The organism is Streptomyces marianii (genome assembly GCF_005795905.1).
Lineage (GTDB): Bacteria > Actinomycetota > Actinomycetes > Streptomycetales > Streptomycetaceae > Streptomyces > Streptomyces marianii.
Window position 1 is genome coordinate 7,174,232 of record NZ_VAWE01000001.1, and the last position, 24,976, is coordinate 7,199,207.

The following is a 24,976-nucleotide window of genomic DNA, read 5'->3' on the forward strand; positions in this document are numbered from 1 at the left end:
CCCGCCACACCAGGAGCAGCACCCCATGACGTCCACGGTGCCCACCGCCGTCCCGCACACCGACGCGCAGCCGCCCATCACCATGTTCGGGCCGGACTTCCCGTACGCCTACGACGACTTCCTCGCGAACCCGGCGGGCCTGGGCCAGATACCCGCGACCGAGCACGGCACCGAGATCGCGGTCATCGGCGGTGGTCTCTCCGGCATCGTCGCCGCGTACGAGCTGATGAAGATGGGCCTCAAGCCGGTCGTCTACGAGGCGGACCGGATCGGCGGCCGGCTGCGCACGGTGGGCTTCGAGGGCTGCGACCCGTCGCTCACCGCCGAGATGGGCGCCATGCGCTTCCCGCCGTCCTCTACGGCGCTGCAGCACTACATCGACCTGGTGGGTCTGGAGACCAGGGCCTTCCCCAACCCGCTCGCCGAAGCCACCCCCTCCACCGTCGTCGACCTCAAGGGCGAGTCGCACTACGCCGAGACCATCGACGACCTGCCGCAGGTGTACCGCGACGTGGCGCAGGCGTGGAACGCCTGCCTGGAGGAGGGCGCGGACTTCTCCGACATGAACCGCGCCATGCGCGAGCGCGACGTCCCGCGGATCCGCGAGATCTGGGCGAAGCTCGTCGAGAAGCTCGACAACCAGACCTTCTACGGCTTCCTCTGCGACTCCGAGGCCTTCAGGTCCTTCCGGCACCGCGAGATCTTCGGCCAGGTCGGGTTCGGCACCGGCGGCTGGGACACCGACTTCCCCAACTCCATCCTGGAGATCCTCCGCGTCGTCTACACCGAGGCCGACGACCACCACCGCGGCATCGTCGGCGGCTCCCAGCAGCTGCCGCTGCGGCTCTGGGAACGCGCGCCGGAGAAGATCACGCACTGGGCGTACGGCACCTCGCTCGCCACGCTGCACGTGGACGGGGAGCCCCGGCCCGCCGTGACCCGGCTGCACCGCACCGCGGGCAACCGGATCACCGTCACGGACGCCTCCGGCGACATCCGCACCTACCAGGCGGCCGTCTTCACCGCGCAGTCCTGGATGCTGCTCTCCAAGATCGCCTGCGACGACTCGCTGTTCCCCATCGACCACTGGACGGCGATGGAGCGCACGCACTACATGGAGTCGTCCAAGCTGTTCGTCCCGGTGGACCGGCCGTTCTGGCTGGACAAGGACGAGCAGACCGGCCGTGACGTCATGTCGATGACGCTCACCGACCGGATGACGCGCGGCACCTACCTGCTGGACGACGGCCCGGACAAGCCCGCCGTCATCTGCCTCTCGTACACGTGGTGCGACGACAGCCTCAAGTGGCTGCCGCTGTCCGCGAACGAGCGCATGGAGGTCATGCTCAAGTCGCTCGGCGAGATCTACCCGAAGGTCGACATCCGCAAGCACATCATCGGCAACCCGGTGACCGTGTCCTGGGAGAACGAGCCCTACTTCATGGGCGCGTTCAAGGCCAACCTGCCGGGGCACTACCGCTACCAGCGGCGGCTGTTCACCCACTTCATGCAGGACCGGCTGCCCGACGACAAGCGCGGCATCTTCCTCGCCGGCGACGACATCTCGTGGACGGCCGGCTGGGCCGAGGGCGCGGTGCAGACGGCACTCAACGCCGTGTGGGGCGTGATGCACCACCTCGGTGGTGCCACCGATGCCACCAACCCGGGCCCGGGTGACGTCTTCGACGAGATCGCCCCGGTGGAACTCCCCGAGGACTGACGCCCAGGACTGACGCCCAGGAGTGACGCCCAGGACTGACGCCCCTCCCGGGACCCGCACGCCGCGGGTCCCGGCGTGAACGAACCCCCGCCGCCGACCGCGATCCGGCCGGACCCGGGAGGTCACCTCAGCCGCCGCCGGCCGGACACCCCGGCCGGCGGCCCCGTGTGCGCCGGGTCCGGCGCGGCGGGTCCCGCGCAGGCCGCCCGTGTTCGGGCCCCGCCGACAGGCGGCATACGACGGTATGAGACGCGGCCGCTGCCGGGAGACGCCATGTCGCACTGCCGACTGCTGCCCGGTCCCGGCAGTGTGCTTCCGCGGTGATCGATGCGACGATGCTTCATCGGCGGGTTCGCCGCCTCGGCGGAGTCGCACTGAAGGCCCGGATCTCCCGGTTCCAGCGTCTTCGGGCCGGTTCCTCCCACCGCTTCCCTGACTCCCCCATCCCAGACAGGACACGGTATGACCGAACCCCGGGCGAGGCGGTACCGGCACTGGGCCTCCCGCGCTCTCACCACTGTGTTCTTCGCAGTGCTCGCAGGTGTCGGATTCCTGTGGACCGCACTGGGAGTCTCCGGGGGTGGAGCCGCCGTCGGCCTCATCGGTGTGCAGGGCAGCATCACCGTGACGGCCTGCGACACGCGTCAAGCCGCGAGAGGGGGCGACACCACCCACTGCCGGGGGACGTTCGTCTCGGCGGACGGTCGGATCACCGACAGACATGCCGAGACGGACCCCGCGGAAGCGCGCCCCGGGGACCAACTCAGGGTTCGCAGTGTGATCACCGGCGTGTATACCGTCGAGGACATGTCATCAGGGGCTCTGCACATCCTGGGAATCGTCGGGGGCGGGATCGCGAGCGCCGTCGGCTTCTACGGGATGTTTCGCGCGCCGGCGCTGAGCGAGGTGCGGGCCTCATGGCGGTCGTGGTCCCGCGTGCGCTCCGGACGGTGAGTTGCCGTCGGCCGGTGACGGCTGCGGCTGTTCCGGCGAGAGTGGTGCGCGGGGAGGACCGGTCGCGCGCGTCATCGAACGCCGCGAGCGTCACCGCGCCGTGGCACCGACGTACGACAGGCTTGCCGTCCGCTACGAGGCGACCGTGCGTCGTGGTGCGCCGTGAGCGCCCGCACCCGGCGCCTGGCAGCGCTGGTCGGAGAACAGGCCACAGCGCCGTCAACGCAGCCCGCAACTTCGCGGCCCGCCCTTTCGGCCGGGGCCGTGCCGTCAGCGCAGCGGGGTGAGGAGGCAGCGCCCGACCAGGCCGACCCCGGCGTCCAGCCGTTCGGTGAACTCCTCGGCCAGAGAGGGAAGTTCCCGAAGCCCCCACAGCAGGCGCGCCGCCGACCAGGCGCCGTCACGGGCCCGCTCCAGGCTCCATGAGCCGAGGAGATGGGTGAGCGGATCGGCGATCTCCAGCAGATCGGGACCGGGCATCAGATCCTCGCGGATGCGCTCCTCCAGCATCGTGAGGATGTCGCCCACGCGGTCGAAGTCGGCTTCCAGGTCCGGGGGTCGGCAGCCGAGCGTACGGCAGGTGTCCACCACGGCCAGCGCGAGGTCGTGTCCGATGTGCGCATTGATCCCGGCCAGCGCGAACTGCAGCGGGCGTACGCCGGGATGACGCCGGAACTGGAACAGCGGCCGCCAGCAGGCCGGCGCCCGGCCGCCTGCGGCGACCGTGTCCGCGGCCGACAGATAGCGCTCGGCGAAGAGGACCTGCAACGTGACCGCGGACTCGCGGTCGGGGAACCCGCCGTTGTCGATGCACCGGCCGAGTTGTTCCGTGACGGTCAGGTAGACGCGGTTGAAGACCGCGATCCCGTCGCCCGCGGGCCAGTCGGAGCGGAACGCGCGCATCCGGTCCAGCACCGTGCTGATCGGGGCACGGCGCGCTCCGCCGCCGGCCGCGTACTGTGCGATCTTCGCCATGGGGGCAGCGTCCCAGCCTTAGGCTCGGACACGCGCCGCCCGGCCGCAGACGTCCCCGGAACGGGGGAACGTCACGGCCGCGGCGGCCTGGGGAGGGAGCACAGCACATGTCAGGCGTACCCGATCGGCGCCGGGCGGAACGGCGGGACCGGCGTCTTGCGGTCGGCCGGGGCGTCATGGCCGCGGCGGCCTCCGCGGTGGTGGCCCTGGGCACCGTCGCCGGACTGATGTCCACCGCGGCGGGCCGTGGCGGCGAGGACGGTACGGCACGGCCCGAGGCGAGGAGTGCGCCCGTGACGGTACCGCTGCCCGCACGCCCGAGCCGTACGCCGTCCGCGCCCGAGGCGTCCCCGGCGCCCTCGCCCTCGCCCGCGGCCCCGGCCGTGTCCGCCACCTCGTCCCCGAAGAGCCGCCCGGCCGGCGGCACCGGGACGCCCGCGGCCGCCGGCCGGCTCTACCGCCATCCGCAGTCCCAGGTCCTGGACTGGGTGCGGGAGCACCGTGACGATCCCCGCAGGCCGCTGATCGAGTCGCGCATCGCCGCGCACCCCGCCGCGGTCTGGTTCCCCGAGCACGACCCCGGTCGGATCACGGGCCGGGTGCGGGCGGTGACCTCGGGTGCGGCCGCTTCGGGCCGTGTGCCGGTGCTGGTGCCGTACGCAATCCCGGACCGGGACTGCGGCGGCGCGTCCCGGGGCGGCGCGCCCGATCTCGCCGCGTACGACGCCTGGATACGGCAGTTCGCCGCCGGCCTCGGCGACGGACCGGTCATCGTCGTCCTGGAACCCGACTCCATCGCCCTCGCCGACTGCCTCGCGGACGACCGCCGGGCGGCCCGCTACGCCTCGCTCGCCCGGGCGGCGCGCACCCTGAAGGCCGCCAACCCCCGGGCGAGGGTGTACTTCGACGGAGGCCACTCCGGCTGGCACCCGGCCGCTGAGCAGGCCGCCGAGCTGCGTGCCGCGGGCGCCGCCACCAGCGGCGACGGCATCTTCACCAATGTCTCCAACTTCCACGGCACCGACGAGGAGGCGCGGTACGCACGCCGGGTACTGTCCTCCCTCGGCGGGCCCCCGGGTCTGGGCGCCGTCATCGACACCAGCCGCAACGGCAACGGCGCGCCGCAGCAGGGCGCCTGGTGCGATCCCGCCGGCCGCGCCCTCGGCCGGACCCCGACCACCGGGACGGGGGAGGCCCGCATCGACGCCTATCTGTGGGTGAAGCTGCCCGGGGAGTCGGACGGGTGCCGGGGCGCGGCGGGCACCTTCGCCCCGGACTACGCCTACGACCTGGCGACCGGCTGACCGCCGCCGTCACCCTCGTCGTACGTGGAGGTGCCCGCGTCCGGCAGCGGTTCCTGCGGCTCCTGTTGCTTCATGTGGGCGAGGGCGAGGGCGAGGGCGAGGGCGAGGGCGAGGGCACGCAGCACGTGGTGGCGGCCGTCACGCCGACGGTGCGGAGGGCGATGCCGCCCAGTTCGAAGTTCACGGTGAACTCCGGGCTGACGGCGCCCACCCCGATGATGAGGCCCGCAGCGGCCGGGACGAGGTTCAGCGGATTGCGCGGGTCCACCTCGGCGTTGATCCAGATCTGGGCGCCGAGCAGGCCGATCGTTCCGTACCGGGACGACCGTGATGCCGCCGGCGCACCGCCCGGATCGCGGCGACGACCGCGCCGCACTTCGGGCGGAGCCCGGGCGGGAGCGCGAGGCACGCGGCGGTCCGGCAGGCGGCCGTCGAGCACACCCGGGTGGCGGCCGTCTCGCCGACGGCGGCGCAACCCCCGCGCTACGCCCGGAGATCCGGTGCCGGAGCGGGAGCCTGAGCGCCGGATGCCCCCGGCGCGGTGGGCGCCGGCCCCCGGGCGCTGCCCCGCAGCACTCCCGCCCCCGGCACCAGCCCGAAGGCGAGCACCGTCACCAGCCCGAACGACACGACCAGCGAGGTCAGATCGGCGATCCCGCCGATCGCCGAGGGAGCGATCAGGCCGGACGTGTATGTGATCGTCGCCACCCCCGCGATCGACTGGCTCGGGTTCGTCCCGCTGCGCCCCGCCGCCGCGAACGCCAGCGGCACCACCACGGCGATACCGAGCCCGATGCAGCCGAACCCGGCCATCGCGGCCGCCGGATGGGGCGCCAGAACCACCAGTACGCCTCCGGCGGTCGCGAGTACGCCGCCGGCGCGGACCGTGCGGACCGGGCCGAACCGGTCCACGACCCGGTCGCCGGCCAGCCGCGCCACCGCCATGGTCAGGGCGAACGCCGTCGTGGACGCGGCGGCGAGCCCGGCCGAGGTGCCCAGCACGTCCCTCAGGTAGACCGCCGACCAGTCCAGGCTCGCGCCCTCGGCGAACACCCCGCAGAAGCCGATCGCGCCGATGACCACCGCGGACTTCGGCGGCAGTGCGAACCGAGGGGGCGGCTCCTCGTCGGCGGAGCCGCGCAGGTCGAGCACACCCTGACAGGCCAGCAGACCGACCACCGTCAGGGCGGCGGACGCGAGCAGATGATGGAGCCGTGCGTCGCTGCCGAGATGCGCGGCCACCGTGCCCGCGGCGGAGCCGAGGAGTGCGCCCACGCTCCACATGCCGTGCAGCCCGGACATGATCGAGCGGTCGAGACGGTTCTCGACCTCGACCCCGAGGGCGTTCATGGCGACGTCGGACATCCCCGCGGCGGCGCCGTACACGAACAGCGTGGCGCACAGGGCGTACACGTGGGGGGACAGTGCCGGGAGTGCCAGGGACAGCGTCCAGAGCGCGAGCAGCCCGCGCAGCGCGGTGCGTGCCCCGTAGCGATGGCTGACGGCGCCCGCGAGCGGCATCGCGAGGGACGCGCCGATGGCGGGGAAGGCGAGTGCGAGGCCCAGTTGTCCCGCGCTGACGCCCGCGTGGTCCTGGATCCACGGGATGCGGGTGGCGAAGCTGCCGGTCACGGCACCGTGCACACAGAACACGGCGGCCACGGCGTAGCGCGCCCTGGTCAGCCGTCGCTTGTCGTAGGCCACCTGTGTCGGCATCGGCGTCGTCCTCCCCGGTAGTCGTGGTCTGCGCGTAAACTATCAGGAACCCTGCCTGATAAATACCCGGCAGTGAGGCAGCATCTGGAAGGATTCCGGTATGCCCGCATCCCCGAGCACCGCCCGGGCCATCAACGACCGGCTCGCGCTGCGACTGCTGCAGCAGGAGGGCCCGTTGACGGCAGGCCAGCTGAAGACGCTCACCGGACTCTCCCGGCCCTCCGTCGCGGACCTGGTGGAACGGCTCCAGGTGTCGGGGCTGATCCGGGTCGTGGGAGAGGCCGGCGAGAAGCGCCGCGGGCCCAACGCCCGGCTGTACGGGATCGTCGCCGACCGCGCCCATCTCGCGGCCCTCGACGTCCGCACCCAGGGCCTCTCCGTCGTGGTCGCCGACCTGGTGGGCGCCACACTCGCCGAGGCGACGCTGCCCATCGGCAGCGACACGGGCACGGATCCGGCCGTCGAGCGGGCCGTGGCCCTGCTGGAGAGCACGGCCCAGGAGGCCGGTGTCCGGCGTCTGCACAGCGTCGGCATCGGCGCGCCGGGGCTGATCGACCCGGTCACGGGGGAGCTGCGGAACTCCACCAAGCTGCCCGCCTGGCATCGCAGACTCGTCGCCGCCCTCCAGCAACGGCTCCCGGCGACCGTGCTCGTGGAGAACGAGACCAATCTCGCCGCCGTCGCCGAACAGCGCCTCGGGTCCGCCCGCGGCCTGGACGACTTCGTCCTGCTCTGGCTCGGCCAGGGAGTCGGCGCGGCCGTCGTCCTCGGCGGCGCGTTGCGGCGGGGCGCGTCGGGCGGCGCGGGGGAGATCGGCTTCCTGCCGGTGCCCGGCACCGGCGGGCTCCCGTCCGCGACGGGCTGCGACGCCGGTTTCCACGCGCTGGCGGGCGCGGCCGCAGTCCGGGAACTCGCCGTGCACCACGGCATCGACGCGGAAGCCGAGGAGGCGGTACGGGCCGCGGCGGCGGGGAAGTGCCCCGGCGGGCGCGGCGAAGCCTTCCTCGACGCGCTCGCCGGGCAGCTCGCGGTGGGGGCCGCCGCGGTCGCCGCCGTGCTCGACCCCGGCTGTGTGGTCCTCGGCGGGGAGATCGGGTACGCCGGCGGCGCGGCCCTCGCCGGACGGGTGGAGGCACGCCTGGCGGCCCTGTCGCCGCTGCCCACGGGCGTGCGGCCGACGGAGCTGGGCGGTGAGGCCGTGCTGCGGGGCGCCCTGCTCGCGGCCCGGGACGCGGCCCAGGCGGAGCTCTTCGCGCCGGCGCCCTGAGGGTTCGCCTTGCCGCGGGTGTCCGTTGCGCCGTTGCCCCGGTGGGGTACGTGCCGGCCGCGGGGCGCATCAAGGGGACTGGACCAGTGCGTTCAATAGGTCTGGACCATCCCGGGTCGGTGGGCTCCTGTGAGCCAGCACACAGAGAATCGCCCGTATGGCCCGCCGGTGCTCGTGGCACACTGGGCCTGTATCAGCAGCAGCGCACTCCGGGGTCGGTGCAATTCCGAACCGGCGGTTACAGTCCGCGACCCGTCCGCAGCCAGCGGTCGGTTGACCAGGTGAAATTCCTGGACCGACGGTGAAAGTCCGGATGGGAGGCAGTGCGCGGCGGGCGGCCCTGGCGGTCCGCCGGCCGTAGCGGCTGATCGTCCTCGAAGGACACGCCGAGGACGGTCGCAACCGCTGACGCCGGCGTTTCCCGAGGTGCCGCGCCGCTTCTCTGTCGACATCGACAGCCCCGGAGTCCGTGCCCGAAGAGGCAGGAGGACCCGGTGGCCACCGCAGCCGACACGCACGCCATGCGCCGAGCCGTCGCGCTCGCCGCCCGCGGTCTCGGCTCCACCAGCCCCAACCCGGTCGTCGGGTGCGTCGTCACCGACGCGTCCGGGCGCCGGGTCGGCGAGGGCTTCCACCAGCGCGCCGGCGGCCCCCATGCGGAGATCCACGCCCTCCGGGAAGCGGGCGGGCACGCACGCGGCGGCACGGCGTACGTCACCCTCGAGCCCTGCAACCACACCGGCCGCACCGGCCCCTGTGCCCAGGCCCTGGTCGAGGCCGGGATCGCCCGTGTCGTGTACGCGGTCGCCGACCCGAATCCTCAGGCCACCGGAGGGGCGGACACCCTGCGCGCGGCCGGCGTCCAGGTCGAGCAGGGCCTTCTCGAGGAGGAAGCGGAGGCAGGCAACACCGCCTGGCTCACCGCGGTGCGGCTGCGCCGCCCCCACGTCGTGTGGAAGTACGCCGCCACCCTCGACGGCCGGATCGCCGCCGCAGACGGGACCAGCCGCTGGATCAGCTCGGCCGAGTCCCGTGCCGACGTCCACAGGCTGCGCGCCGAAGCCGACGCCGTGGTCGTCGGCTCGGGCACGGCCCGTGCCGACGACCCGCAACTCGCGGTCCGCGGCATCGACGGCGCCACCCAGCCGCTGCGGGTCGTGCTCGACACCGAGGCCCGGGCCGTGAAGCCCGGAGCCCGGGTCCTCGACGCGGCCGCCCCCACCCTCGTCGCCGTCGCCGAGGACGCCGAGACCGCCCTCCCCGGCGTGCTGCGGCTGCCCCGGGACGGCCGCGGCCTGTCCGTCCCCGCCCTCCTCGAAGCGCTGTACGCGCGCGGCGTCCGCTCCGTGCTCCTCGAAGGCGGTCCCACGCTCGCCGGATCCTTCGTCGCCGCGGGCTGCGTCGACCGAGTCGTCGGCTACCTCGCGCCCGTACTCCTCGGCGACGGCCCCGCGGCCCTCGCGGGCGCCGGAATCACCACCATCACCGAAGCGTTGCGGCTCGACGTGGCCGAGACCGTGCGTCTCGGCCCCGATCTGCGCATCACCGCGACCATCCCCAAGGGAGCCTGACAGTGTTCACCGGAATCGTCGAAGAGCTGGGTGAGGTCACCGCCGTGGAGGACCTCGGCGACGCCTCCCGCTTCCGAGTGCGCGGACCCGTCGTCACCGAGGGGGCCAAGCACGGCGACTCCATCGCGGTCAACGGTGTCTGCCTCACCGTCGTGGAGGCCGCCGACGGCGAGTTCACCGCCGATGTGATGGCCGAGACGCTGAAGCGCTCCGGCCTCGGTGCGCTCGACGCCGGCTCCCGGGTCAACCTGGAGCGGCCCATGGTCGCCGACGGGCGCTTCGGCGGGCACATCGTCCAGGGGCACGTCGACGGCACGGGCACGGTCGTCGAGCGCACCCCGTCCGAGCACTGGGAGATCGTCAAGGTCTCCCTCCCGGCCGAGCTCTCCCGCTACGTCGTGGAGAAGGGCTCCATCACGGTCGACGGCGTCAGCCTCACCGTCGTCGACGCCGGCCGGGACCACTTCACCGTCAGCCTGATCCCCACCACCCTCGCGCTGACCACGCTCGGCACCAAGCAGCCCGGCGACCCGGTCAACCTCGAGGTCGACGTCGTCGCCAAGTACGTCGAGCGGATGCTCGGCGACCGCTCCGACCGTGCGGGGGGGACCGCCGAGTGAGCGCCGTCGACTGGCTGAACTCCGAGGCGTTCACCGCCTTCGGCCAGCACATCAAGTGGTCCGACATGACCGGCAACGTGATCGGGCTGACCGCCCTCGCGCTCGGCTGGCGCCGCTCCATATGGACCTGGCCCGCCCAGTTCCTGTCCGGCCTCATCCTCTTCGCCGCGTTCGCCCCCCATCTGACCGGCAGCGCCGGCAAGCAGGTGGTCGTGATGGCCGTGGCCGGCTGGGGCTGGTGGCAGTGGACCCGGGGCCGGGGACAGGCCCAGGACGGCTCCATCGCCGTCCGCTTCGCCACCTGGCCCGAACGCGGACTCATGCTCGCCGTGGCCGCCCTCGGAACCGTCGCCGTCGCCCTGCTCTTCACGGCCTACCCCACGCTGTCGTGGGACCCCTGGCCGGACGCCTACATCTTCGTCGGCACGCTCGTCGCCATGTACGCCCAGGCCCGCGGCATGGTCGAGTTCTGGTTCGCCTGGCTCCTCGTCGATCTCGTCGGCGTGCCGCTGAACTTCGCCAACGGCTACGCCTTCTCCGGTTTCGTCTACGTCATCTACGGCGCGCTCGTCCTGTGGGGCATGCGCGACTGGTGGCTCCGGTCCCGTACGACCACTGCTCTGGAAGGAGCGGCAGCATGAGCGTCCGCCCGTCTCCCACCACCGCCCTGCCGGACTCGGCGGGCCCCGTCGCCCCGTCGCCCTGGTTCCCGGCCGACGGCACCGAGGACGATCTCCGCCTCGACCCGGTCGAGCGGGCCATTCGCGACATCGCCGCCGGCCGGCCCGTCGTGGTCGTCGACGACGAGGACCGCGAGAACGAGGGCGACCTCGTCATCGCCGCCGAGAAGGCCACCCCGGAGATCGTCGCCTTCATGATGAGCGAGTGCCGCGGACTGATCTGCGCGCCCATGGAAAGCGAGGAGCTGGAGCGGCTCGAGCTGCCCCAGATGGTGGCGCACAACACCGAATCGATGAGCACGGCGTTCACCGTCTCCGTCGACGCCGGACCCGCGCACGGGGTGACCACCGGCATCTCGGCCGCCGACCGCGCCACCACCCTGCGGCTGCTGGCGGGCGGCACCGCGGGCGCGGCCGACTTCGTCCGCCCCGGCCACATCTTCCCGCTGCGCGCCCGGCCCGGCGGTGTCCTGGTGCGCCCGGGCCACACCGAGGCCGCCGTGGACCTCGCCCGGCTCGCGGGACTGCGCCCCGCCGGGGCGATCGTCGAGATCGCCGGCGAGGACGGGGTGATGCTGCGGCTGCCCGAACTGGTGCCCTTCGCCCGCAAGCACGGACTCACGATCATCTCCATCGAGGACCTGATCGCCTACCGCCGCAGCGCGGAGCCGACCGTCCGCCGCGAGGCCGAGGTCGACCTGCCCACCGCGCACGGCGCGTTCACGGCCTACGGCTACCGCTCCACCGTGGACGGCGTCGAGCACATCGCGCTCGTCCACGGCGACATCGGCGACGGCGAGGACGTCCTGGTCCGCGTCCACTCCGAGTGCCTGACCGGCGACATCTTCCACTCGCTGCGCTGCGACTGCGGCCCGCAGCTGCGGGAGTCCATGGAGCGCGTCACCGAGCAGGGCCGGGGCGTGGTGGTCTACCTCCGCGGCCACGAGGGCCGGGGCATCGGACTGCTCTCCAAGCTCCGCGCGTACGAGCTGCAGGAACAAGGCCGCGACACGCTGGACGCCAACCTCGAGCTCGGGCTGCCCGCCGACGCCCGCGACTACGACGCCGGCGCGCGGATCCTGGACGACCTCGGCGTACGCAGCCTCCGGCTGATGACCAACAACCCCGACAAGACCGCCGCCCTGCTCCGGCACGGACTGAAGGTCGTCGACCGGGTGGCCATGCCCGTGCAGGCGGGCGAGCACAACCTGCGGTACCTGCGCACCAAGCGCGACCGGATGGGGCACGACCTGCCCTGGCTCGACACCGCGACGGCGTCGACCTGCGGCAACCAGTAAGACCCGCGGCAACCAGTAGGAACAGGAACGAGGAGACACGTGAGCGGCAAGGGCGCACCCGAACTGTCCGTACGCAACTGCGGAGACCTCCGCGTGGCCGTCATCGCGGCCCAGTGGCACGAGAAGATCATGGACGGACTCGTCGACGGTGCCCTGCGCGCCCTGCACGAGCTGGGCATCGACGAGCCGACCCTGCTGCGGGTCCCCGGCAGCTTCGAGCTCCCCGTCGTCGCCAAGGTGCTGGCCGGCCGGGGCTACGACGCCGTCGTGGCGCTCGGGGTCGTCATCCGGGGCGGCACGCCCCACTTCGACTACGTGTGCCAGGGCGTCACCCAGGGCCTGACCCAGGTCTCCCTCGACACCGGCGTCCCCGTCGGCTTCGGCGTGCTCACCTGCGACACCGAGGAGCAGGCACTCGACCGGGCCGGCCTGGAGGGCTCGAGCGAGGACAAGGGGCACGAGGCGGTCACCGCCGCGGTGGCCACCGCGGCGACGCTGCGTTCAGTATCCGAACCCTGGCGCTGAGGAGGGTCCACTTCCGCGTAGGGTGGGACCACCATGTCCAAGAAGACGTTCGAGGAGCTCTTCGCCGAGCTCCAGCACAAGGCCGCCAACGGCGACCCCGCGACCTCCCGCACCGCCGAGCTGGTGGACAAGGGCGTCCATGCCATCGGCAAGAAGGTCGTCGAGGAGGCCGCCGAGGTGTGGATGGCCGCCGAGTACGAGGGCAAGGAAGCCGCCGCCGAGGAGATCTCGCAGCTGCTGTACCACGTCCAGGTGATGATGGTCGCGCGAGGGATCAGCCTCGACGACGTCTACGCCCATCTCTGAGCACACTCGTTCCGTACACCCGAACACTCCCCACGCAAGCACCTACGCACCCGAAGGAAGCCCGTCTCATGCTGCGCATCGCCGTCCCCAACAAGGGTTCACTCTCCGGACCTGCGGGGGAGATGCTCCATGAGGCGGGCTACCTCCAGCGCAAGGACTCCAAGGAACTCGTGCTCGTCGACCCCGAGAACGAGGTCGAGTTCTTCTACCTCCGCCCGCGCGACATCGCGATCTACGTCAGCTCGGGCCGCCTCGACATCGGCATCACCGGACGGGACCTGCTCCTCGACTCCGGCGCCAACGCCGAGGAGATCCTCCAGCTCGGCTTCGCCCGCTCCACGTTCCGCTACGCCACCAAGCCCGGAACGGCCTCCGGCGTCGAGGAGTTCGGCGGTCTGACGATCGCCACCTCGTACGAGGGCATCGTCGCCAAGCACCTCGCGGACAAGGGCATCGACGCGTCCGTCGTCCACCTCGACGGAGCCGTGGAGACCGCGATCGAGCTGGGAGTCGCCCAGGTCATCGCCGACGTCGTGGAGACCGGCACGAGCCTGCGCAACGCCGGCCTCGGGGTCATCGGCGAGCCGATCCTCACCTCCGAGGCCGTCGTGATCCGCCGCACGGGCGCCGAGGCCGACGACCCCAAGGTGCAGCAGTTCCTCCGCCGCCTCCAGGGTGTCCTGGTCGCGCGCTCCTACGTGATGATGGACTACGACTGCCGGGTCGAGCACCTGGAGAAGGCCGTCGCGCTCACCCCGGGCCTGGAGTCGCCGACCGTCTCCCCGCTGCACCACGAGGGCTGGGTCGCCGTCCGCGCCATGGTCCCGGCCAAGGAGGCACAGCGGATCATGGACGACCTCTACGACCTGGGTGCCCGCGCGATCCTGACGACGGCGATCCACGCCTGCCGTCTCTGAGGACCGGGACGGCACGGAGCATGTACATGGACCAACAAGAGCTGCCCACGCTCCCGGTGACCTTCCGGCCCACCCGCACGCGGGCGGTCCTGCTGTCCGTCGGGACCGTGATGTTCGCGGTGATCACCGCGGTCGCCGTCGCGCTGGAGAAGCTCAGTCCGGGGGAGCGGATCAGCTTCGTCCTGACCGCGGTGCTGTTCTTCGCCGTGCTGGCGCTGCTCAGCCGTCCCAAGGTCGTCGCCGACGACCGGGGCGTCACGGTCGTCAACCTCACCCGGACCCGCAGGCTCGACTGGGCGGAGATCCTCCGTGTCAACCTCCGTCCGGGTGACCCCTGGGTGTTCCTCGATCTGAGTGACGGCACCAGCCTCCCGGTCCTCGGGATCCAGCCCGGAATCGCCCGCCACCACGCCATCCGCGACGCCCGGGCGCTGCGGCTGCTCGCCGAATCGCGAGGCACCGGCACGGACGACCGCTGAGCCCCTGCCCCTCGGGGCGGACTCGTGATTACTCTTTACCCGGAGGCGCCGAGTGCGCCTCCGCCTCACACCTGTGGGCCGGCCACGGCCCGTAAGGCACCCTGCGACCCGAGGAGTGACCCTCTCCGGCAATGGACGGATCGTCCGGTAGTACCTGCGCCGCCCCCTCCCAGGAGGCGGCGGCATGATCATCCCGCTACTGCTGCTCCTCGCGGCATTCCTCCTCATCCTCGCCAACGGGTTCTTCGTGGCCGCCGAGTTCGGCCTGGTCACCGTCGAGCGCGCGGACGCCGAACGTGCCGCCGCCGAGGGCGACCGCCGCGCCGGGACCGTCGTCCGGGCCCTGCGCGAGCTTTCGTTCCAGCTCTCCGGCACCCAGCTCGGCATCACCATCACCTCCCTCGTCGTCGGCATGCTGGCCGAGCCGGCGCTCGCCCGGCTGCTCGGCGGCCCGCTCGCCGCGGCCGGGATCCCCGGCGGGGCCGTCCCCGGCGTCGCCGTCGTGATCGGCATGCTGCTCGCCTCCGCCGTCCAGATGGTGGTCGGCGAGCTCGTCCCGAAGAACTGGGCCGTGTCGCGGCCGCTGCAGGTCGCCCGGTTCGTGGCCGGCCCGCAGCACCGCTTCTCGGCGGTGTTCCGGCCCGTGATCGCCCTGCTCAACGCCGTGGCCAACCGTCTCGTCAGGGCGTTCGGCGTGGAACCCGCCGAGGAGCTGGCCTCCGCCCGTACACCCGGTGAACTGGTCTCCCTCGCCCGTCACTCGGCCCGTGCCGGAGCCCTCGAGGAGGACACGGCGGACCTCTTCGTCCGGACCCTCTCGCTCGGCGGGCTCACCGCCCAGCACGTGATGACCCCGCGGGTGAAGATGAGCGCCCTGCAGTCCGACGCGACCGCGGCGGACGTCCTCAATCTGACCCGGGCCACCGGGCTCTCCCGGTTCCCCGTCTACCGGGACCGCATCGACGAGATCGTCGGCATGGTCCACCTCAAGAACGCCCTGGCGGTGCCGGCTCACGCGCGGCTGCGCACCCCGGTCGGCCGTATCGCCGTGCCCCCGCTGCTCGTGCCCGAGACCCTGCCGGTGCGGCAGCTGCTCGGGCGGCTGCGCAGCGAGCAGCCCATCGCCGTGGTCGTCGACGAGTACGGCGGCACCGCCGGCGTCGTCACCCTGGAGGACATCGTCGAGGAGATCGTCGGCGAGGTCCGCGACGAGCACGACGCCGAGGCCGACGGCCGGCCCGAGCTGGCTCCGGCCCCGCCCGAGGACGGCAGCCCGGCCTGGGAGGCCGACGGCAGCTGCCGCGTCCTCACCCTGCGGCGGATAGGCCTCGACGTGCCCGACGGCCCGTACGAGACCGTCGCCGGTCTCGTCGCCGACCTCCTCGGCCGGATCCCGGCGCCCGGTGACCGGGCGGAGCTGCCCGGCTGGCGGCTCTCGGTCCGCCAGGTCGACCGATACCGCGCCGAACGGGTCAGGCTCGTCCGCACGGTGGACGCCCAGGCCATGGCGGAGGCCGCCCGATGAGCGTTCTCCAGCTGCTGTTCGCACTGCTCCTGGTGCTCGCGAACGGCTTCTTCGTCGGCGCGGAGTTCGCGCTCGTGTCGGTGCGCCGCAGCCAGGTGGAACCGCTCGCCGCGCAGGGTTCCTCCCGGGCCCGGCAGGTCCTGCACGGGCTCGAGAACCTGCCGCAGATGATGGCGGCGGCCCAGTTCGGCATCACCGTCTGCTCGCTGACCCTGGGCGCGGTCGCCGAGCCGACCGTGGCGCACCTGTTGGAGCCGGTGTTCCACGCCCTGCGGGTGCCCGAGGCGCTGGTCCACCCCCTCGGCTACGTGATCGCCCTCGCCGTCGTGGTCTTCCTGCACCTCGTCGTCGGCGAGATGCTGCCGAAGAACCTGGCGATGGCCGCCCCGGAGAGGACCGCGCTCTGGCTCAGCCCCGCGCTGGTCGGCTTCGCCCGGCTGTGCCGGCCGGTGACCGCGGCGCTCGGCGCCTGTTCCCGGCTGGTGCTGAAGCTGTTCGGGGTCGAGCCGAAGGACGAGGTCGAGGCGGTCTTCACCAGCGACCAGCTGGGCCAGCTCGTCGAGGACGCCGGTCAGGCCGGACTGCTCGACCCGGAGGAGCAGGAACGTCTCGGGGACGCCCTGGAGCTGGGCAGCCGCCCCGTGACGGACGTCCTGATCGCCCGGTCCTCCCTGGTCACGGTGCCGCCCTCGGTGACTCCGAGGCAGATCGAGGAGCTGACCGTCCGTACGGGCTACTCCCGGTTCCCCGTGGGCGGCGAGGGCAGCGGGAGGTTCATGGGTTACCTCCACGTCAAGGACGTCCTGGACCTGGATGACGACGAGCGGGCCGTACCGCAGCACATCTGGCGCCCCATGGCCACGCTGCGGTCGGAACTGCCGCTCGACGACGCGCTCACCGTGATGCGCCGCGCGGCCACGCATCTGGCCCAGGTCGCCGACGCGTCGGGACGTGTCCTGGGCCTCGTCGCCCTGGAAGACGTCCTCGAGATGCTGGTGGGCGAGGTGCGCGACCCGGCCCACCGTCCGGTGCCGCCCGCCGCGTCCGTCCGGGGCTCCCACGCGGCGGTCGTGCGAGGCGGTCTGCGGACGGATCCGCCGCACCAGCAGGACGTGCGCTCCCAGCAGCCGAGCCCGAGCGGGGTGTGAGGCCGCGTGCCCCGCCCTTCGGGATGGTGTCGGTCAACAGCATCCTTCGGGGCGGGGCACGGCACCCCGGCGGCGGTTGCAGCCGGGGCCGGCCCTTCCCGCCACGTGACCCAGGGGGCTCACGGTCCGGTGGGGTCCTGGGAGCCGCGGTCCCGCGGACCGCGGCCCGAGAGCACCTCCCCGTACGCCTGCATCAGATCCGGCAGCCGCAACGTCGCCAGGTCCTCGCGCGTCGGCGTGCCCGCGTACCCCGAGAGGCGCAGGTCCCGGTAGGCACAGCTCTTCTCGTACAGCGTGCGCAGGAAGCGGCCGTTGCCCAGCTCGTCGATCCAGCTCTGGTCCACCACATGGCCGCTGATCGACCGCAGCTCGTCCAGCGCCTCCTCGTCCCACAGATCGCCGTTGGCCGCCGCGAGCACCTCGCCGATCGCCGTCAGCTCCAGCGGCCGGTACGAGGGGAAGTCGACCCGGGTGGTGAATCGCGAGGAGAGCCCGGGGTTGGTGGCGAGCAACCGGTCCATGCCCTCCGGATAGCCGGCGAGGATGACCACCAGATGGTCCCGGTTGTCCTCGGCCCGCTTCAGCAGCACCTGCAGCGCCTCGTCGCCGTAGGCGTCGCCCTTGCTGTAGCCGGTGTTGGAGAGCGCGTACGCCTCGTCCACGAACAGCACGCCGCCGAGCGCGGAGTCGATCAGCTCGTTGGCCTTCACCGCGGTCTGGCCGAGGAACTCCCCGACCAGGTCGGAGCGCTGCGCCTCCACCAGATGGTCGCCGCCCAGCAGCCCGAGCGCGTAGAAGACCCGGCCCAGGATGCGGGCCACGGTCGTCTTGCCGGTGCCGGACGGGCCGGAGAAGACGAAGTGCCGCTTCGGGGGCTGGACGGGGAGGCCCTGCCCGGCCCGCAGCCGGGCCATCCGCAGCTGTGCGGAGAGGGCCTTCACCTGCCGCTTCACCGGCTCCAGGCCCACCATCCGCTCCAGCTCCGCGAGCGCCTCGGCGAGCAGCACCGGATCGGTGGGTCCGGACGGGAACGGTGGCGCAGACCGGCGCGGGGCCCCCGACTTCTCCCGCACCCGGTCGGCCGGGTCCGCGGCGGCCGCAGAGCCGAGCGGGGGCTGGGGCTCGCCCCCGTAGCGTGATTCGGGTACGAAGGGCGGCTCGGCCTCGGCCGGCTGGGCGTCCGCGGCGTCCTGCCCCGCACCCGCTCCCGCGCCCGCCAGCGACACGGTGGCCAGGCCCGCGGCCTCGTCCGTCCCGTCGATGCCGTCGTAGTCGGCGATCGCGGTGAGCCGGGCCGAGGTGTCCATGAAGGCCGGGTCCACCCGGTGCACGGCCCGGTACAGCGGCAGGGCGGCAGCGCTGCGGCCCGTGCCCTCATGGGCCCGGGCCAGCCAGTAGCGGAGTTCCTTGCGCTGGGGCTGCTCGCTGCGGCAGCGCATCAGCGCCGCGGACAGCAGCGGCTCCGCCTGCCCGTACATCTCCAGCCGCACCCGCGCCATGCCGGCGAACAGGCCGGCCTCGATCCCGAGCAGCGGATCGTCCACGAGCGGTTCGGTGTGCCGCACCAGCTGCTCCCAGTCCTTGACCAGGTAGGCGCGGCAGGCGTGCAGAAAGCGGACCTGCGGATCGGCGTCGACCGGCGGCAGCCCCGCGAGTGCGCGGTCCAACTCGGGCACCTGGCGCCCGTCGAGCCAGTGCGAGGCGTGCGCGAGCAGGAGGTCGCGCGGGCTCTCCAGCACGGGCTGCACCCACCAGCCGAGCCAGTACCAGGAGTTCAGCGTGCGGCGGTGACGGTTCCGTTGCTCGCCGAAACGCTCCCGGTTCCGGTACATCCTCAGCAGCGCGGTGGTGGTGTCCACGCGCAGGGCGTGCAGTCCGAGCCAGCCGTCGGCCATCCCGGGGTCGAGCCGCACCGCGCTCCTGAACTCCTCCTCCGCCTGCGGGTAGGCGCCCATGGTGTAGGCGTCCACGCCGCGCACCCAGGCGAGGTCGGCCGGGGCCGGTGAGCCCTGCGTGCCGATGTCCATCGGGTCCCCCACATACCTGCCCCCGTGCTGTCCCACCGGGCGGATGCCCGGCGGAGCGTGCCGAACCACCTTGTCGCGGACGGGAATTGACCGCACCGGGGTGCATCGTACCTGCGCAGGGGGCGGCGGATTAAGGGCGCGCGAGCATGGCGCGAACGGTGACCCTGGGTGAGCGTTGAGCGCCGCAGGAGTGCCGGGGGAAGGTCCTGAGGACAGAACGAAGCCCCCGATCACGGGGGAACAACCGGGGGCTTCGCGTCCGGGCGACTCCGAAAAGCCGCACATTGAGAACGTAAGACCTGTAAGGGCCCTGGGTCAAGCGGAGTTGAGGCGCCCGGCAGGGTGGATTTCCGACTGCTCAGTACGACGGTCGGAGGTGGTCACGTTCCGTGAGGGAATGGTTCGCTCCTGCTGTCACGCCGGGTCCTGGCAGCCACTCGTACCCCTCGGGCAACTCGCGTACCAGGGTGTCGGCGAACGGGCGCGAGGGGTCGTCCGCGAAATGGCGGCTCTCCGCCACGGTCCAGCCGTCCCAGAAGCCGGAGAGCTCCGGTCCGTCGCGGCGCCGGCCGCGCATCCACGACTCCTGCGGGTCCCGCTCCATCCACAGCAGCCGGGCCAGATGGGGCCGCAGCGCCCGGCGGCCGGCGCCCACGCCCTCGACCAGGACGACCGGCGCTGCGGGCAGCGCGCGTGGTGCCCCGAAGCGGCGGAGATTCCAGTCGTACGGGTGATACAGCCCGCTCTCGCCGCGCGACCACGGGTCGATCACCTGTTCAACCAATCGGCCGGTCCAGGAGAAGAGTTCGTCGTGTGTGGCGATGTCGTCGAGGCGCAGCACCGGCGCTCCGCCGAGCGCCTCCGCGAGTCCGGCGGCGAACGTGCTCTTGCCGGAACCCGCGTGGCCGTCGACCGCGATCAGCCGGACCGGGCCGCAGGACGGCGGCAGTGCGCGCAGGCCCGCGGCGGCGCGTTCGAGGGAGACGGGGCGGCTCATGGGGATCACCCTAAGGGGGTACGCGGGCCCGCCGTCGGTCCACGCAGGTCATGCCGCTGGTCGAGACCGATATTGGTCGGGGCGGCACCGCGCGAGTCACTGGCAGAAGCCGTTCGGGAACCGCGATAGTTGGCCCACCGGCGCACCCTCGAGACCGCTGCTTCCGGAGGTCCCATGACCACGCCTGCCTCGCGCAGATCCGTACTCACCGCGGCACTCGCGGCCGCGGCCGGCGGAAGCGCCCTGACCTCCGCCGCCACCGCGGCCGCCACCGGAGTTCCGGCGCCCGCCGCGCGCCCCCGTCCGCTCGTGGACAACCGTTTCTGGAACTCGTACACGGACTGGCGCAGCGGCGAGGGCGCGGGCACCCGCGCCCTCGCCGGCAGCCGCCCGGGACTGGTGATCGGCGCCCCGGCAGGCCGCACGCGGTACGCCGACCCGCACACCGGCCGCACCACGGCCTGGGACTACGCGCGGTGGATCTCGCCGGTGCACCGCCCCCGGGTGGCCGCCACCGAGGTCATCGCCTCCTGGAACGCCCGCACCCCGGCCGGGACGTGGCTACAGACGGAACTGTCCGGCACCTACAGCGACGGCAGCACGACCCGGTGGTTCGTCATGGGCCGCTGGGCGGCCGGCGACGGGGACATCCTGCGCACCTCGGTCGACGGCCAGACCGACGGCAGGAGCAGCATCTGGACCGACACCTTCGCCGTGGACGACCCGGCGAGCGGACTGCGGCTGGTCGCCTACCGGCTCAGGCTGACCCTCTACCGCCGGCCGGGAACGGCCCTCACACCGACCGTGTGGCGCGTCGGGGCCATGGCCTCGGACATCCCGGACCGCTTCACCGTGCCGGCCTCCGTGCCCCGGGTCGCCCGTGAGCTGGCGGTGCCGCGCTACTCGCAGAACACCCACGTCGGTCAGTACCCCGAGTACGACAACGGCGGCGAGGCCTGGTGCAGCCCCACGTCCTCGCAGATGGTCGTCGAGTACTGGGGCCGCAGGCCGACGGCCGGGGAGCTGGCCTGGGTAGACCCGGACTTCGCCGACCCCCAGGTCTGCCACGCGGCCCGCCACACCTACGACCACCAGTACGAGGGCTGCGGGAACTGGCCGTTCAACGCCGCCTACGCGGCCACGTACCGCGAGATGAACGCCGTGGTCACCCGGCTGGAGTCGCTCGGCCAGCTGGAGACGCTGGTCGGTGCGGGCATCCCCGCCATCACCTCCCAGTCCTTTCTGAAGGAGGAGCTGACCGGCGCAGGCTACGGCACCTCGGGCCATCTGATGACCGCGATCGGCTTCACCGCCGGCGGGGACGTGATCGCGAACGACCCCGCCTCACCCAGCAACGAGGCCGTGCGCCGGGTGTACCGGCGGGCGGAGTGGGAGACGATCTGGCTCCGCACCAAGCGGTACAACGCGAGCGGGAAAGTGGCGTCCGGCACAGGCGGCGTCTGCTACCTCTTCTGGCCCGAACGTCCGACGGCCGCTCAGCGCAAGGCCCTCGCCGCTCTCGGCATCGACTGACGCGCCACCGCCGCGCCCGGGGCCGTGACCGGTGTCACTGCCCGCGGGCGGCGCGGCTGGCAGTGTGGTCGGGGCAGGTCCCCCGTACCCCTTGAGGGCGCGGCAGGGTCCGCCGGGGGGCGACCGGAACCACAAGGACGATCGAGCGAGCCGCCATGACCACGACCACCGCCAACGCCAACGTCGCCCGGGCCCGCACCGGAGGCCCCGAGGACGACGGCCCCAAGATCGTCGAGCACGTCATGGGATGGGTGCTCGTGGTCGTCCTGGCGATGCTCGTCACCCGGGCCGGGCTCCTCTGACGGCCCGCACGCACGCGTGAACGGCCCTCGCGCCCGCGTGAAAAAGGGGGCAGGCAGCCCGACCGGCTCCCCGCCTCCGCCCCTCCCGGAGCCTGCCCCTCGGCCGGTCGACCTGACCAGTTCCCGCCGCGGGGGCGCCCGCGGGTGGCCGGGGAGGTCCGGTGGCCGGGCCGCCCAGGCCCCACGGAGTGATTCCCGCCCGTGACGGACGGCGTCGGATGGGGCATACTCAAGCCGCCACAGCCGCTGGTCAGCCGCTTCCGTGATCCGGGAGGGCAGCATCGGCGCACCAGTGACATCCGGCGGCGCCGTCCAACCCTTCGCGCGCGACCGCCGCAGCGCCCGACAGGGAGGAGAGCGCCGCCATGCCCGACCGCGCCCCGCAGCCGGTGGACCGGACACTGCCCACCGAGGAGGCCAGGGATCTGATCACCCTGGTCCGAGAGATCGTCCAGCGGGAGATCGCTCCACGCGCGGCCGAGGAGGAGGAGGCGGGCCGCTTCCCGCGCGAACTGTTCTCCCTGCTCTCCGAGTCGGGACTGCTCGGCCTCCCCTACGACTCCGAGTACGGCGGTGGCGACCAGCCGTACGAGGTCTACCTCCAGGTCCTCGAGGAACTGGCCGCGGCCCGCCTCACCGTGGGCCTGGGAGTCAGCGTCCACTCCCTCGCCTGCCACGCGCTCGCCGGCTACGGGACCAAGGAGCAGCGCGGAGAACACCTCGCCGCGATGCTCGGCGGCGGGCTGCTCGGCGCCTACTGCCTCTCCGAACCGTCGTCCGGCTCGGACGCGGCCTCCCTGCGCACGAAGGCCGAGCGCGACGGCGACGCCTGGGTCATCACCGGGACCAAGGCCTGGATCACCCACGGCGGGGTGGCCGACTTCTACACCGTGCTGGCCCGCACCGGCGGCGAAGGCGCCCGCGGCATCTCGGCGTTCCTCGTACCGGGCGACGCGGAGGGGCTGAGCGCGGCGGCGCCCGAGAAGAAGATGGGTATGAAGGGTTCGCCCACCGCCCAGCTCCACTTCGACGGAGTACGCGTTTCCGACGCCCGCCGGATCGGTGACGAGGGGCAGGGCTTCGCGATCGCCCTTTCCGCGCTCGACTCGGGACGTCTCGGCATCGCCGCCTGTGCGATCGGCGTGGCCCAGGCCGCGCTCGACGAGTCCCTCGCCTACGCCACCGGGAGGAAGCAGTTCGGCCGCCCCATCGCCGACTTCCAGGGACTGCGATTCATGCTCGCGGACATGGCCACGAAGGTCGAGGCCGGCCGTGCGCTGTACCTCGCCGCCGCGCGGCTGCGCGACCGGGGGCTGCCGTTCTCGAAGGAGGCGGCGATGGCCAAGCTGTTCTGCACGGACACCGCGATGCAGGTCGCCACCGACGCCGTGCAGATCCTCGGCGGCTACGGCTACACCGCGGACTTCCCGGTGGAGCGGCTGATGCGCGAGGCCAAGGTGCTGCAGATCGTCGAGGGCACCAACCAGATCCAGCGGATGGTCATCGCCCGTCACCTCGCTGGGCCAGAGTCCCGCTGACCCAGCCGGTCCGCCCGCTCCACACCGGTGCCGCCGTGAGCCTGTTCCACTCCTGGTCGCGGCGGCCCGGCAGGGTCCGTCCGGCACTGGCCCAGCGGTGGAGCAGGTCGCGGTAGATCGGCGGATCGGGCGTATGCGGAACCGATTCTTCTTGACGTGACGTCATCAGCCGACGGCGGCCCTGGCCGCTCTTGGAGTGCTGCGCGGTCATGCCCGTCCAAACGGCGTCCGGCCGTGCGGAGTCACCCTCGAGGTCATTCGAGCACCGGTTCGCCCCCTCACCAGGGCGTGCGGACGCGGTCCCGGCCGGGTGCCGTACCGCGCACACTCGCCCCCGCGGCCGCGGGCGTGCGCGCCCGGCGCACGGCCGTCGTGCGACCCGGGGTGTGACGTGCCGTCACGCGCACTTCGGCGGACGGGAGATGCAGGGGGAGTCGGACCGGACCATCCCGCACCGCGGGAGCGGCGCCGTCGTGGGGCGGGAGTCCGAGTGGGCGGGGGAGCCGCCGCTCAGGCGGCCCGCCGCATCGGGGGCACCTTCAGGGGCCGCGAACCCGGGCCGCCGACGTGCGAGAAGGGCTGCGTCCGCCAGTCCAGACCCTGAGGGAGCGTCAACAGCAGTGCCGTGTCCTGCTCCTGGACCTCGAGCGTGTCGTCCGCGGGGCGGGCCTCCGCCGCCGCCCGGCCCGTCCCGGCGCAGACCGAGAGCACGAACGGGTTCCACGGCGTCGGGCACAGTGCGTGCTCGGGGAGCACGTGCTCGTCCGCGAGCAGCGCGATCGGCTGCGCGCAATCCGGGCAGACGACCCGGTACATCTCGAAGGTCTCGTAGGAGTCGAGCTCGTCGTCCTCGCGGGACTCGCGGGAAACGACGGAATCGGCAGGCTCCGGTTCGTGACGTCCGGTGCGCTTCAGGCTCTGCATGGAAAATCTCCCCCTCGGGTGGGCCGACCAGGCGCTTGCGGCCTCGACCACAGCAAGCACTTCCCTCCCGGCACCCGGGGTAACCGCGCGGCCCCGACGGACACGGCCCCGCGCCTGTGGTGTTCGTCACATGCCTCCCGCAGGTGCCCTCCCAGGGGGCGGCCGACTGTGCCGGAGGGCACCCGGGGCAATAGGTTGACGTGTATGGAGGAGCTGGATCGTCAGATCGTCGAGTTGCTCGTCAGGGACGGGCGCATGAGCTACACCGATCTGGGCAGGGCCACGGGCCTGTCCACCTCGGCGGTGCACCAGCGCGTGCGCAGGCTCGAGCAGCGGGGCGTCATCCGGGGGTACGCCGCCGTCGTCGACCCCGAGGAGGTCGGACTGCCCCTCACCGCGTTCATCTCGGTGAAACCCTTCGACCCCAGTGCCCCCGACGACATCGCCGAGCGGCTGGCCGGCGTACCCGAGATCGAGGCCTGCCACAGCGTCGCCGGCGACGAGAACTACATCCTCAAGGTCCGGGTCGGAACCCCGCTCGAGCTGGAGGAACTGCTCGGCCAGATCCGCTCGCTGGCCGGTGTCTCCACGCGCACCACGGTGGTGCTCTCCACCCCGTACGAGGCACGGCCGCCGCGAATCTAGGCTGT

23 protein-coding genes, 1 pseudogene and 1 riboswitch are annotated in these 24,976 nt (G+C 72.8%); of the genes and pseudogenes, 18 read left to right on the plus strand and 6 right to left on the minus strand.

What is annotated here, in order from left to right:
- The first annotated feature begins 25 nt into the window (after window positions 1-25).
- Complete coding sequence (locus FEF34_RS32560; protein WP_138056360.1) at window positions 26-1,720, plus strand: flavin monoamine oxidase family protein; 1,695 nt, start codon at window positions 26-28, stop codon at window positions 1,718-1,720.
- 462 nt (window positions 1,721-2,182) lie between these two features.
- The gene (locus FEF34_RS32565; protein ID WP_138056361.1) at window positions 2,183-2,674 is read left to right on the plus strand and encodes a hypothetical protein; all 492 of its coding nucleotides are present in this window, start codon (window positions 2,183-2,185) and stop codon (window positions 2,672-2,674) included.
- Between the two features lie 270 nt (window positions 2,675-2,944).
- Here FEF34_RS32565 and FEF34_RS32570 read toward each other — a convergent pair whose 3' ends face one another.
- Entirely contained in the window at window positions 2,945-3,649 is a 705-nt protein-coding gene (locus FEF34_RS32570) for a DUF5995 family protein (RefSeq protein WP_138056362.1), read from the minus strand.
- A 107-nt stretch (window positions 3,650-3,756) separates the two neighbouring features.
- Here FEF34_RS32570 and FEF34_RS32575 point away from each other — a divergent pair, with 107 nt between their 5' ends.
- A complete protein-coding gene (locus tag FEF34_RS32575) occupies window positions 3,757-4,953 on the plus strand; it encodes a glycoside hydrolase family 6 protein (RefSeq protein WP_138056363.1) in 1,197 nt (398 codons plus the stop codon).
- Here the strand turns inward: FEF34_RS32575 and FEF34_RS32580 are convergent.
- Window positions 4,932-5,418, minus strand: a pseudogene (locus tag FEF34_RS32580) (solute carrier family 23 protein); the annotation flags it as partial. The gene FEF34_RS32575 and the pseudogene FEF34_RS32580 overlap by 22 nt on opposite strands.
- A gap of 18 nt (window positions 5,419-5,436) precedes the next feature.
- On the minus strand, window positions 5,437-6,669 hold the full coding sequence (locus tag FEF34_RS32585) for an MFS transporter (protein WP_138056364.1): 1,233 nt from the start codon (window positions 6,667-6,669) through the stop codon (window positions 5,437-5,439).
- 100 nt (window positions 6,670-6,769) lie between these two features.
- Between FEF34_RS32585 and FEF34_RS32590 the strand changes: the two genes are divergently transcribed.
- From FEF34_RS32590 to FEF34_RS32640, 11 genes are all read left to right on the plus strand, one after another.
- Window positions 6,770-7,936, plus strand: coding sequence for an ROK family transcriptional regulator (locus tag FEF34_RS32590; protein ID WP_138056365.1), 1,167 nt, complete (start codon window positions 6,770-6,772; stop codon window positions 7,934-7,936).
- Window positions 7,937-8,136: 200 nt separating this feature from the next.
- Window positions 8,137-8,267: riboswitch (FMN riboswitch) on the plus strand.
- A 163-nt stretch (window positions 8,268-8,430) separates the two neighbouring features.
- Complete coding sequence (gene ribD / locus FEF34_RS32595; protein WP_138056366.1) at window positions 8,431-9,507, plus strand: bifunctional diaminohydroxyphosphoribosylaminopyrimidine deaminase/5-amino-6-(5-phosphoribosylamino)uracil reductase RibD; 1,077 nt, start codon at window positions 8,431-8,433, stop codon at window positions 9,505-9,507.
- Window positions 9,508-9,509: 2 nt separating this feature from the next.
- Window positions 9,510-10,127: a riboflavin synthase gene (locus FEF34_RS32600; protein ID WP_138056367.1), complete on the plus strand. Its 618-nt coding sequence runs from the start codon at window positions 9,510-9,512 to the stop codon at window positions 10,125-10,127.
- Complete coding sequence (locus FEF34_RS32605) at window positions 10,124-10,768, plus strand: nicotinamide mononucleotide transporter family protein (RefSeq protein ID WP_171053179.1); 645 nt, start codon at window positions 10,124-10,126, stop codon at window positions 10,766-10,768. Before FEF34_RS32600 ends, FEF34_RS32605 begins: the two co-directional genes overlap by 4 nt.
- Window positions 10,765-12,105, plus strand: coding sequence for a bifunctional 3,4-dihydroxy-2-butanone-4-phosphate synthase/GTP cyclohydrolase II (locus FEF34_RS32610; protein ID WP_138056368.1), 1,341 nt, complete (start codon window positions 10,765-10,767; stop codon window positions 12,103-12,105). Before FEF34_RS32605 ends, FEF34_RS32610 begins: the two co-directional genes overlap by 4 nt.
- A gap of 39 nt (window positions 12,106-12,144) precedes the next feature.
- Window positions 12,145-12,630, plus strand: coding sequence for a 6,7-dimethyl-8-ribityllumazine synthase (gene ribH, locus FEF34_RS32615; RefSeq protein ID WP_138056369.1), 486 nt, complete (start codon window positions 12,145-12,147; stop codon window positions 12,628-12,630).
- A gap of 33 nt (window positions 12,631-12,663) precedes the next feature.
- Window positions 12,664-12,936, plus strand: coding sequence for a phosphoribosyl-ATP diphosphatase (locus FEF34_RS32620; protein ID WP_093658196.1), 273 nt, complete (start codon window positions 12,664-12,666; stop codon window positions 12,934-12,936).
- A 68-nt stretch (window positions 12,937-13,004) separates the two neighbouring features.
- The gene (gene hisG, locus FEF34_RS32625; protein WP_138056370.1) at window positions 13,005-13,853 is read left to right on the plus strand and encodes an ATP phosphoribosyltransferase; all 849 of its coding nucleotides are present in this window, start codon (window positions 13,005-13,007) and stop codon (window positions 13,851-13,853) included.
- A 26-nt stretch (window positions 13,854-13,879) separates the two neighbouring features.
- Window positions 13,880-14,332, plus strand: a complete 453-nt coding sequence (locus tag FEF34_RS32630) for a PH domain-containing protein (RefSeq protein ID WP_138056371.1) — start codon at window positions 13,880-13,882, stop codon at window positions 14,330-14,332.
- A 184-nt stretch (window positions 14,333-14,516) separates the two neighbouring features.
- On the plus strand, window positions 14,517-15,857 hold the full coding sequence (locus FEF34_RS32635; protein ID WP_138056372.1) for a hemolysin family protein: 1,341 nt from the start codon (window positions 14,517-14,519) through the stop codon (window positions 15,855-15,857).
- Entirely contained in the window at window positions 15,854-17,005 is a 1,152-nt protein-coding gene (locus tag FEF34_RS32640) for a hemolysin family protein (protein WP_138056373.1), read from the plus strand. Before FEF34_RS32635 ends, FEF34_RS32640 begins: the two co-directional genes overlap by 4 nt.
- A gap of 119 nt (window positions 17,006-17,124) precedes the next feature.
- Here FEF34_RS32640 and FEF34_RS32645 read toward each other — a convergent pair whose 3' ends face one another.
- Together FEF34_RS32645 and FEF34_RS32650 are read right to left on the minus strand one after the other, a co-directional pair.
- Entirely contained in the window at window positions 17,125-19,032 is a 1,908-nt protein-coding gene (locus FEF34_RS32645) for an AAA family ATPase (RefSeq protein ID WP_138057866.1), read from the minus strand.
- Between the two features lie 358 nt (window positions 19,033-19,390).
- On the minus strand, window positions 19,391-20,029 hold the full coding sequence (locus tag FEF34_RS32650; protein ID WP_138056374.1) for a uridine kinase family protein: 639 nt from the start codon (window positions 20,027-20,029) through the stop codon (window positions 19,391-19,393).
- A 174-nt stretch (window positions 20,030-20,203) separates the two neighbouring features.
- On the opposite strand from FEF34_RS32650, the gene FEF34_RS32655 reads away from it, so the two are divergent.
- From FEF34_RS32655 to FEF34_RS32665, 3 genes are all read left to right on the plus strand, one after another.
- Window positions 20,204-21,562 carry a peptidase C39 family protein gene (locus tag FEF34_RS32655; protein ID WP_138056375.1) on the plus strand — a complete coding sequence of 453 codons (1,359 nt, stop codon included), beginning with the start codon at window positions 20,204-20,206 and terminating at the stop codon, window positions 21,560-21,562.
- A gap of 155 nt (window positions 21,563-21,717) precedes the next feature.
- Window positions 21,718-21,864 (plus strand): SCO1431 family membrane protein, encoded by a 147-nt coding sequence (locus FEF34_RS32660; RefSeq protein ID WP_138056376.1) that lies wholly within the window; start codon window positions 21,718-21,720, stop codon window positions 21,862-21,864.
- 365 nt (window positions 21,865-22,229) lie between these two features.
- Window positions 22,230-23,402 carry an acyl-CoA dehydrogenase family protein gene (locus tag FEF34_RS32665; protein ID WP_138056377.1) on the plus strand — a complete coding sequence of 391 codons (1,173 nt, stop codon included), beginning with the start codon at window positions 22,230-22,232 and terminating at the stop codon, window positions 23,400-23,402.
- A 510-nt stretch (window positions 23,403-23,912) separates the two neighbouring features.
- On the opposite strand, the gene FEF34_RS32675 is transcribed toward FEF34_RS32665, so the two are convergent.
- A complete protein-coding gene (locus tag FEF34_RS32675; RefSeq protein WP_138056378.1) occupies window positions 23,913-24,326 on the minus strand; it encodes a hypothetical protein in 414 nt (137 codons plus the stop codon).
- A 204-nt stretch (window positions 24,327-24,530) separates the two neighbouring features.
- Here FEF34_RS32675 and FEF34_RS32680 point away from each other — a divergent pair, with 204 nt between their 5' ends.
- Complete coding sequence (locus tag FEF34_RS32680) at window positions 24,531-24,971, plus strand: Lrp/AsnC family transcriptional regulator (RefSeq protein ID WP_138056379.1); 441 nt, start codon at window positions 24,531-24,533, stop codon at window positions 24,969-24,971.
- The last annotated feature ends 5 nt before the right edge of the window (window positions 24,972-24,976 follow it).

What these genes read in the sequence shown, in the direction of transcription:
- FEF34_RS32560 (WP_138056360.1), top strand. Translation starts at nt 26, where the DNA reads ATGACGTCCACGGTGCCCACCGCCGTCCCGCACACCGACGCGCAGCCG.
- FEF34_RS32565 (WP_138056361.1), top strand. Translation starts at nt 2,183, where the DNA reads ATGACCGAACCCCGGGCGAGGCGGTACCGGCACTGGGCCTCCCGCGCT.
- FEF34_RS32570 (WP_138056362.1), bottom strand. Translation starts at nt 3,649, where the DNA reads ATGGCGAAGATCGCACAGTACGCGGCCGGCGGCGGAGCGCGCCGTGCC.
- FEF34_RS32575 (WP_138056363.1), top strand. Translation starts at nt 3,757, where the DNA reads ATGTCAGGCGTACCCGATCGGCGCCGGGCGGAACGGCGGGACCGGCGT.
- FEF34_RS32585 (WP_138056364.1), bottom strand. Translation starts at nt 6,669, where the DNA reads ATGCCGACACAGGTGGCCTACGACAAGCGACGGCTGACCAGGGCGCGC.
- FEF34_RS32590 (WP_138056365.1), top strand. Translation starts at nt 6,770, where the DNA reads ATGCCCGCATCCCCGAGCACCGCCCGGGCCATCAACGACCGGCTCGCG.
- FEF34_RS32610 (WP_138056368.1), top strand. Translation starts at nt 10,765, where the DNA reads ATGAGCGTCCGCCCGTCTCCCACCACCGCCCTGCCGGACTCGGCGGGC.
- FEF34_RS32620 (WP_093658196.1), top strand. Translation starts at nt 12,664, where the DNA reads ATGTCCAAGAAGACGTTCGAGGAGCTCTTCGCCGAGCTCCAGCACAAG.
- hisG (WP_138056370.1), top strand. Translation starts at nt 13,005, where the DNA reads ATGCTGCGCATCGCCGTCCCCAACAAGGGTTCACTCTCCGGACCTGCG.
- FEF34_RS32630 (WP_138056371.1), top strand. Translation starts at nt 13,880, where the DNA reads ATGGACCAACAAGAGCTGCCCACGCTCCCGGTGACCTTCCGGCCCACC.
- FEF34_RS32635 (WP_138056372.1), top strand. Translation starts at nt 14,517, where the DNA reads ATGATCATCCCGCTACTGCTGCTCCTCGCGGCATTCCTCCTCATCCTC.
- FEF34_RS32640 (WP_138056373.1), top strand. Translation starts at nt 15,854, where the DNA reads ATGAGCGTTCTCCAGCTGCTGTTCGCACTGCTCCTGGTGCTCGCGAAC.
- FEF34_RS32645 (WP_138057866.1), bottom strand. Translation starts at nt 19,032, where the DNA reads ATGGACATCGGCACGCAGGGCTCACCGGCCCCGGCCGACCTCGCCTGG.
- FEF34_RS32650 (WP_138056374.1), bottom strand. Translation starts at nt 20,029, where the DNA reads ATGAGCCGCCCCGTCTCCCTCGAACGCGCCGCCGCGGGCCTGCGCGCA.
- FEF34_RS32655 (WP_138056375.1), top strand. Translation starts at nt 20,204, where the DNA reads ATGACCACGCCTGCCTCGCGCAGATCCGTACTCACCGCGGCACTCGCG.
- FEF34_RS32660 (WP_138056376.1), top strand. Translation starts at nt 21,718, where the DNA reads ATGACCACGACCACCGCCAACGCCAACGTCGCCCGGGCCCGCACCGGA.
- FEF34_RS32665 (WP_138056377.1), top strand. Translation starts at nt 22,230, where the DNA reads ATGCCCGACCGCGCCCCGCAGCCGGTGGACCGGACACTGCCCACCGAG.
- FEF34_RS32675 (WP_138056378.1), bottom strand. Translation starts at nt 24,326, where the DNA reads ATGCAGAGCCTGAAGCGCACCGGACGTCACGAACCGGAGCCTGCCGAT.
- FEF34_RS32680 (WP_138056379.1), top strand. Translation starts at nt 24,531, where the DNA reads ATGGAGGAGCTGGATCGTCAGATCGTCGAGTTGCTCGTCAGGGACGGG.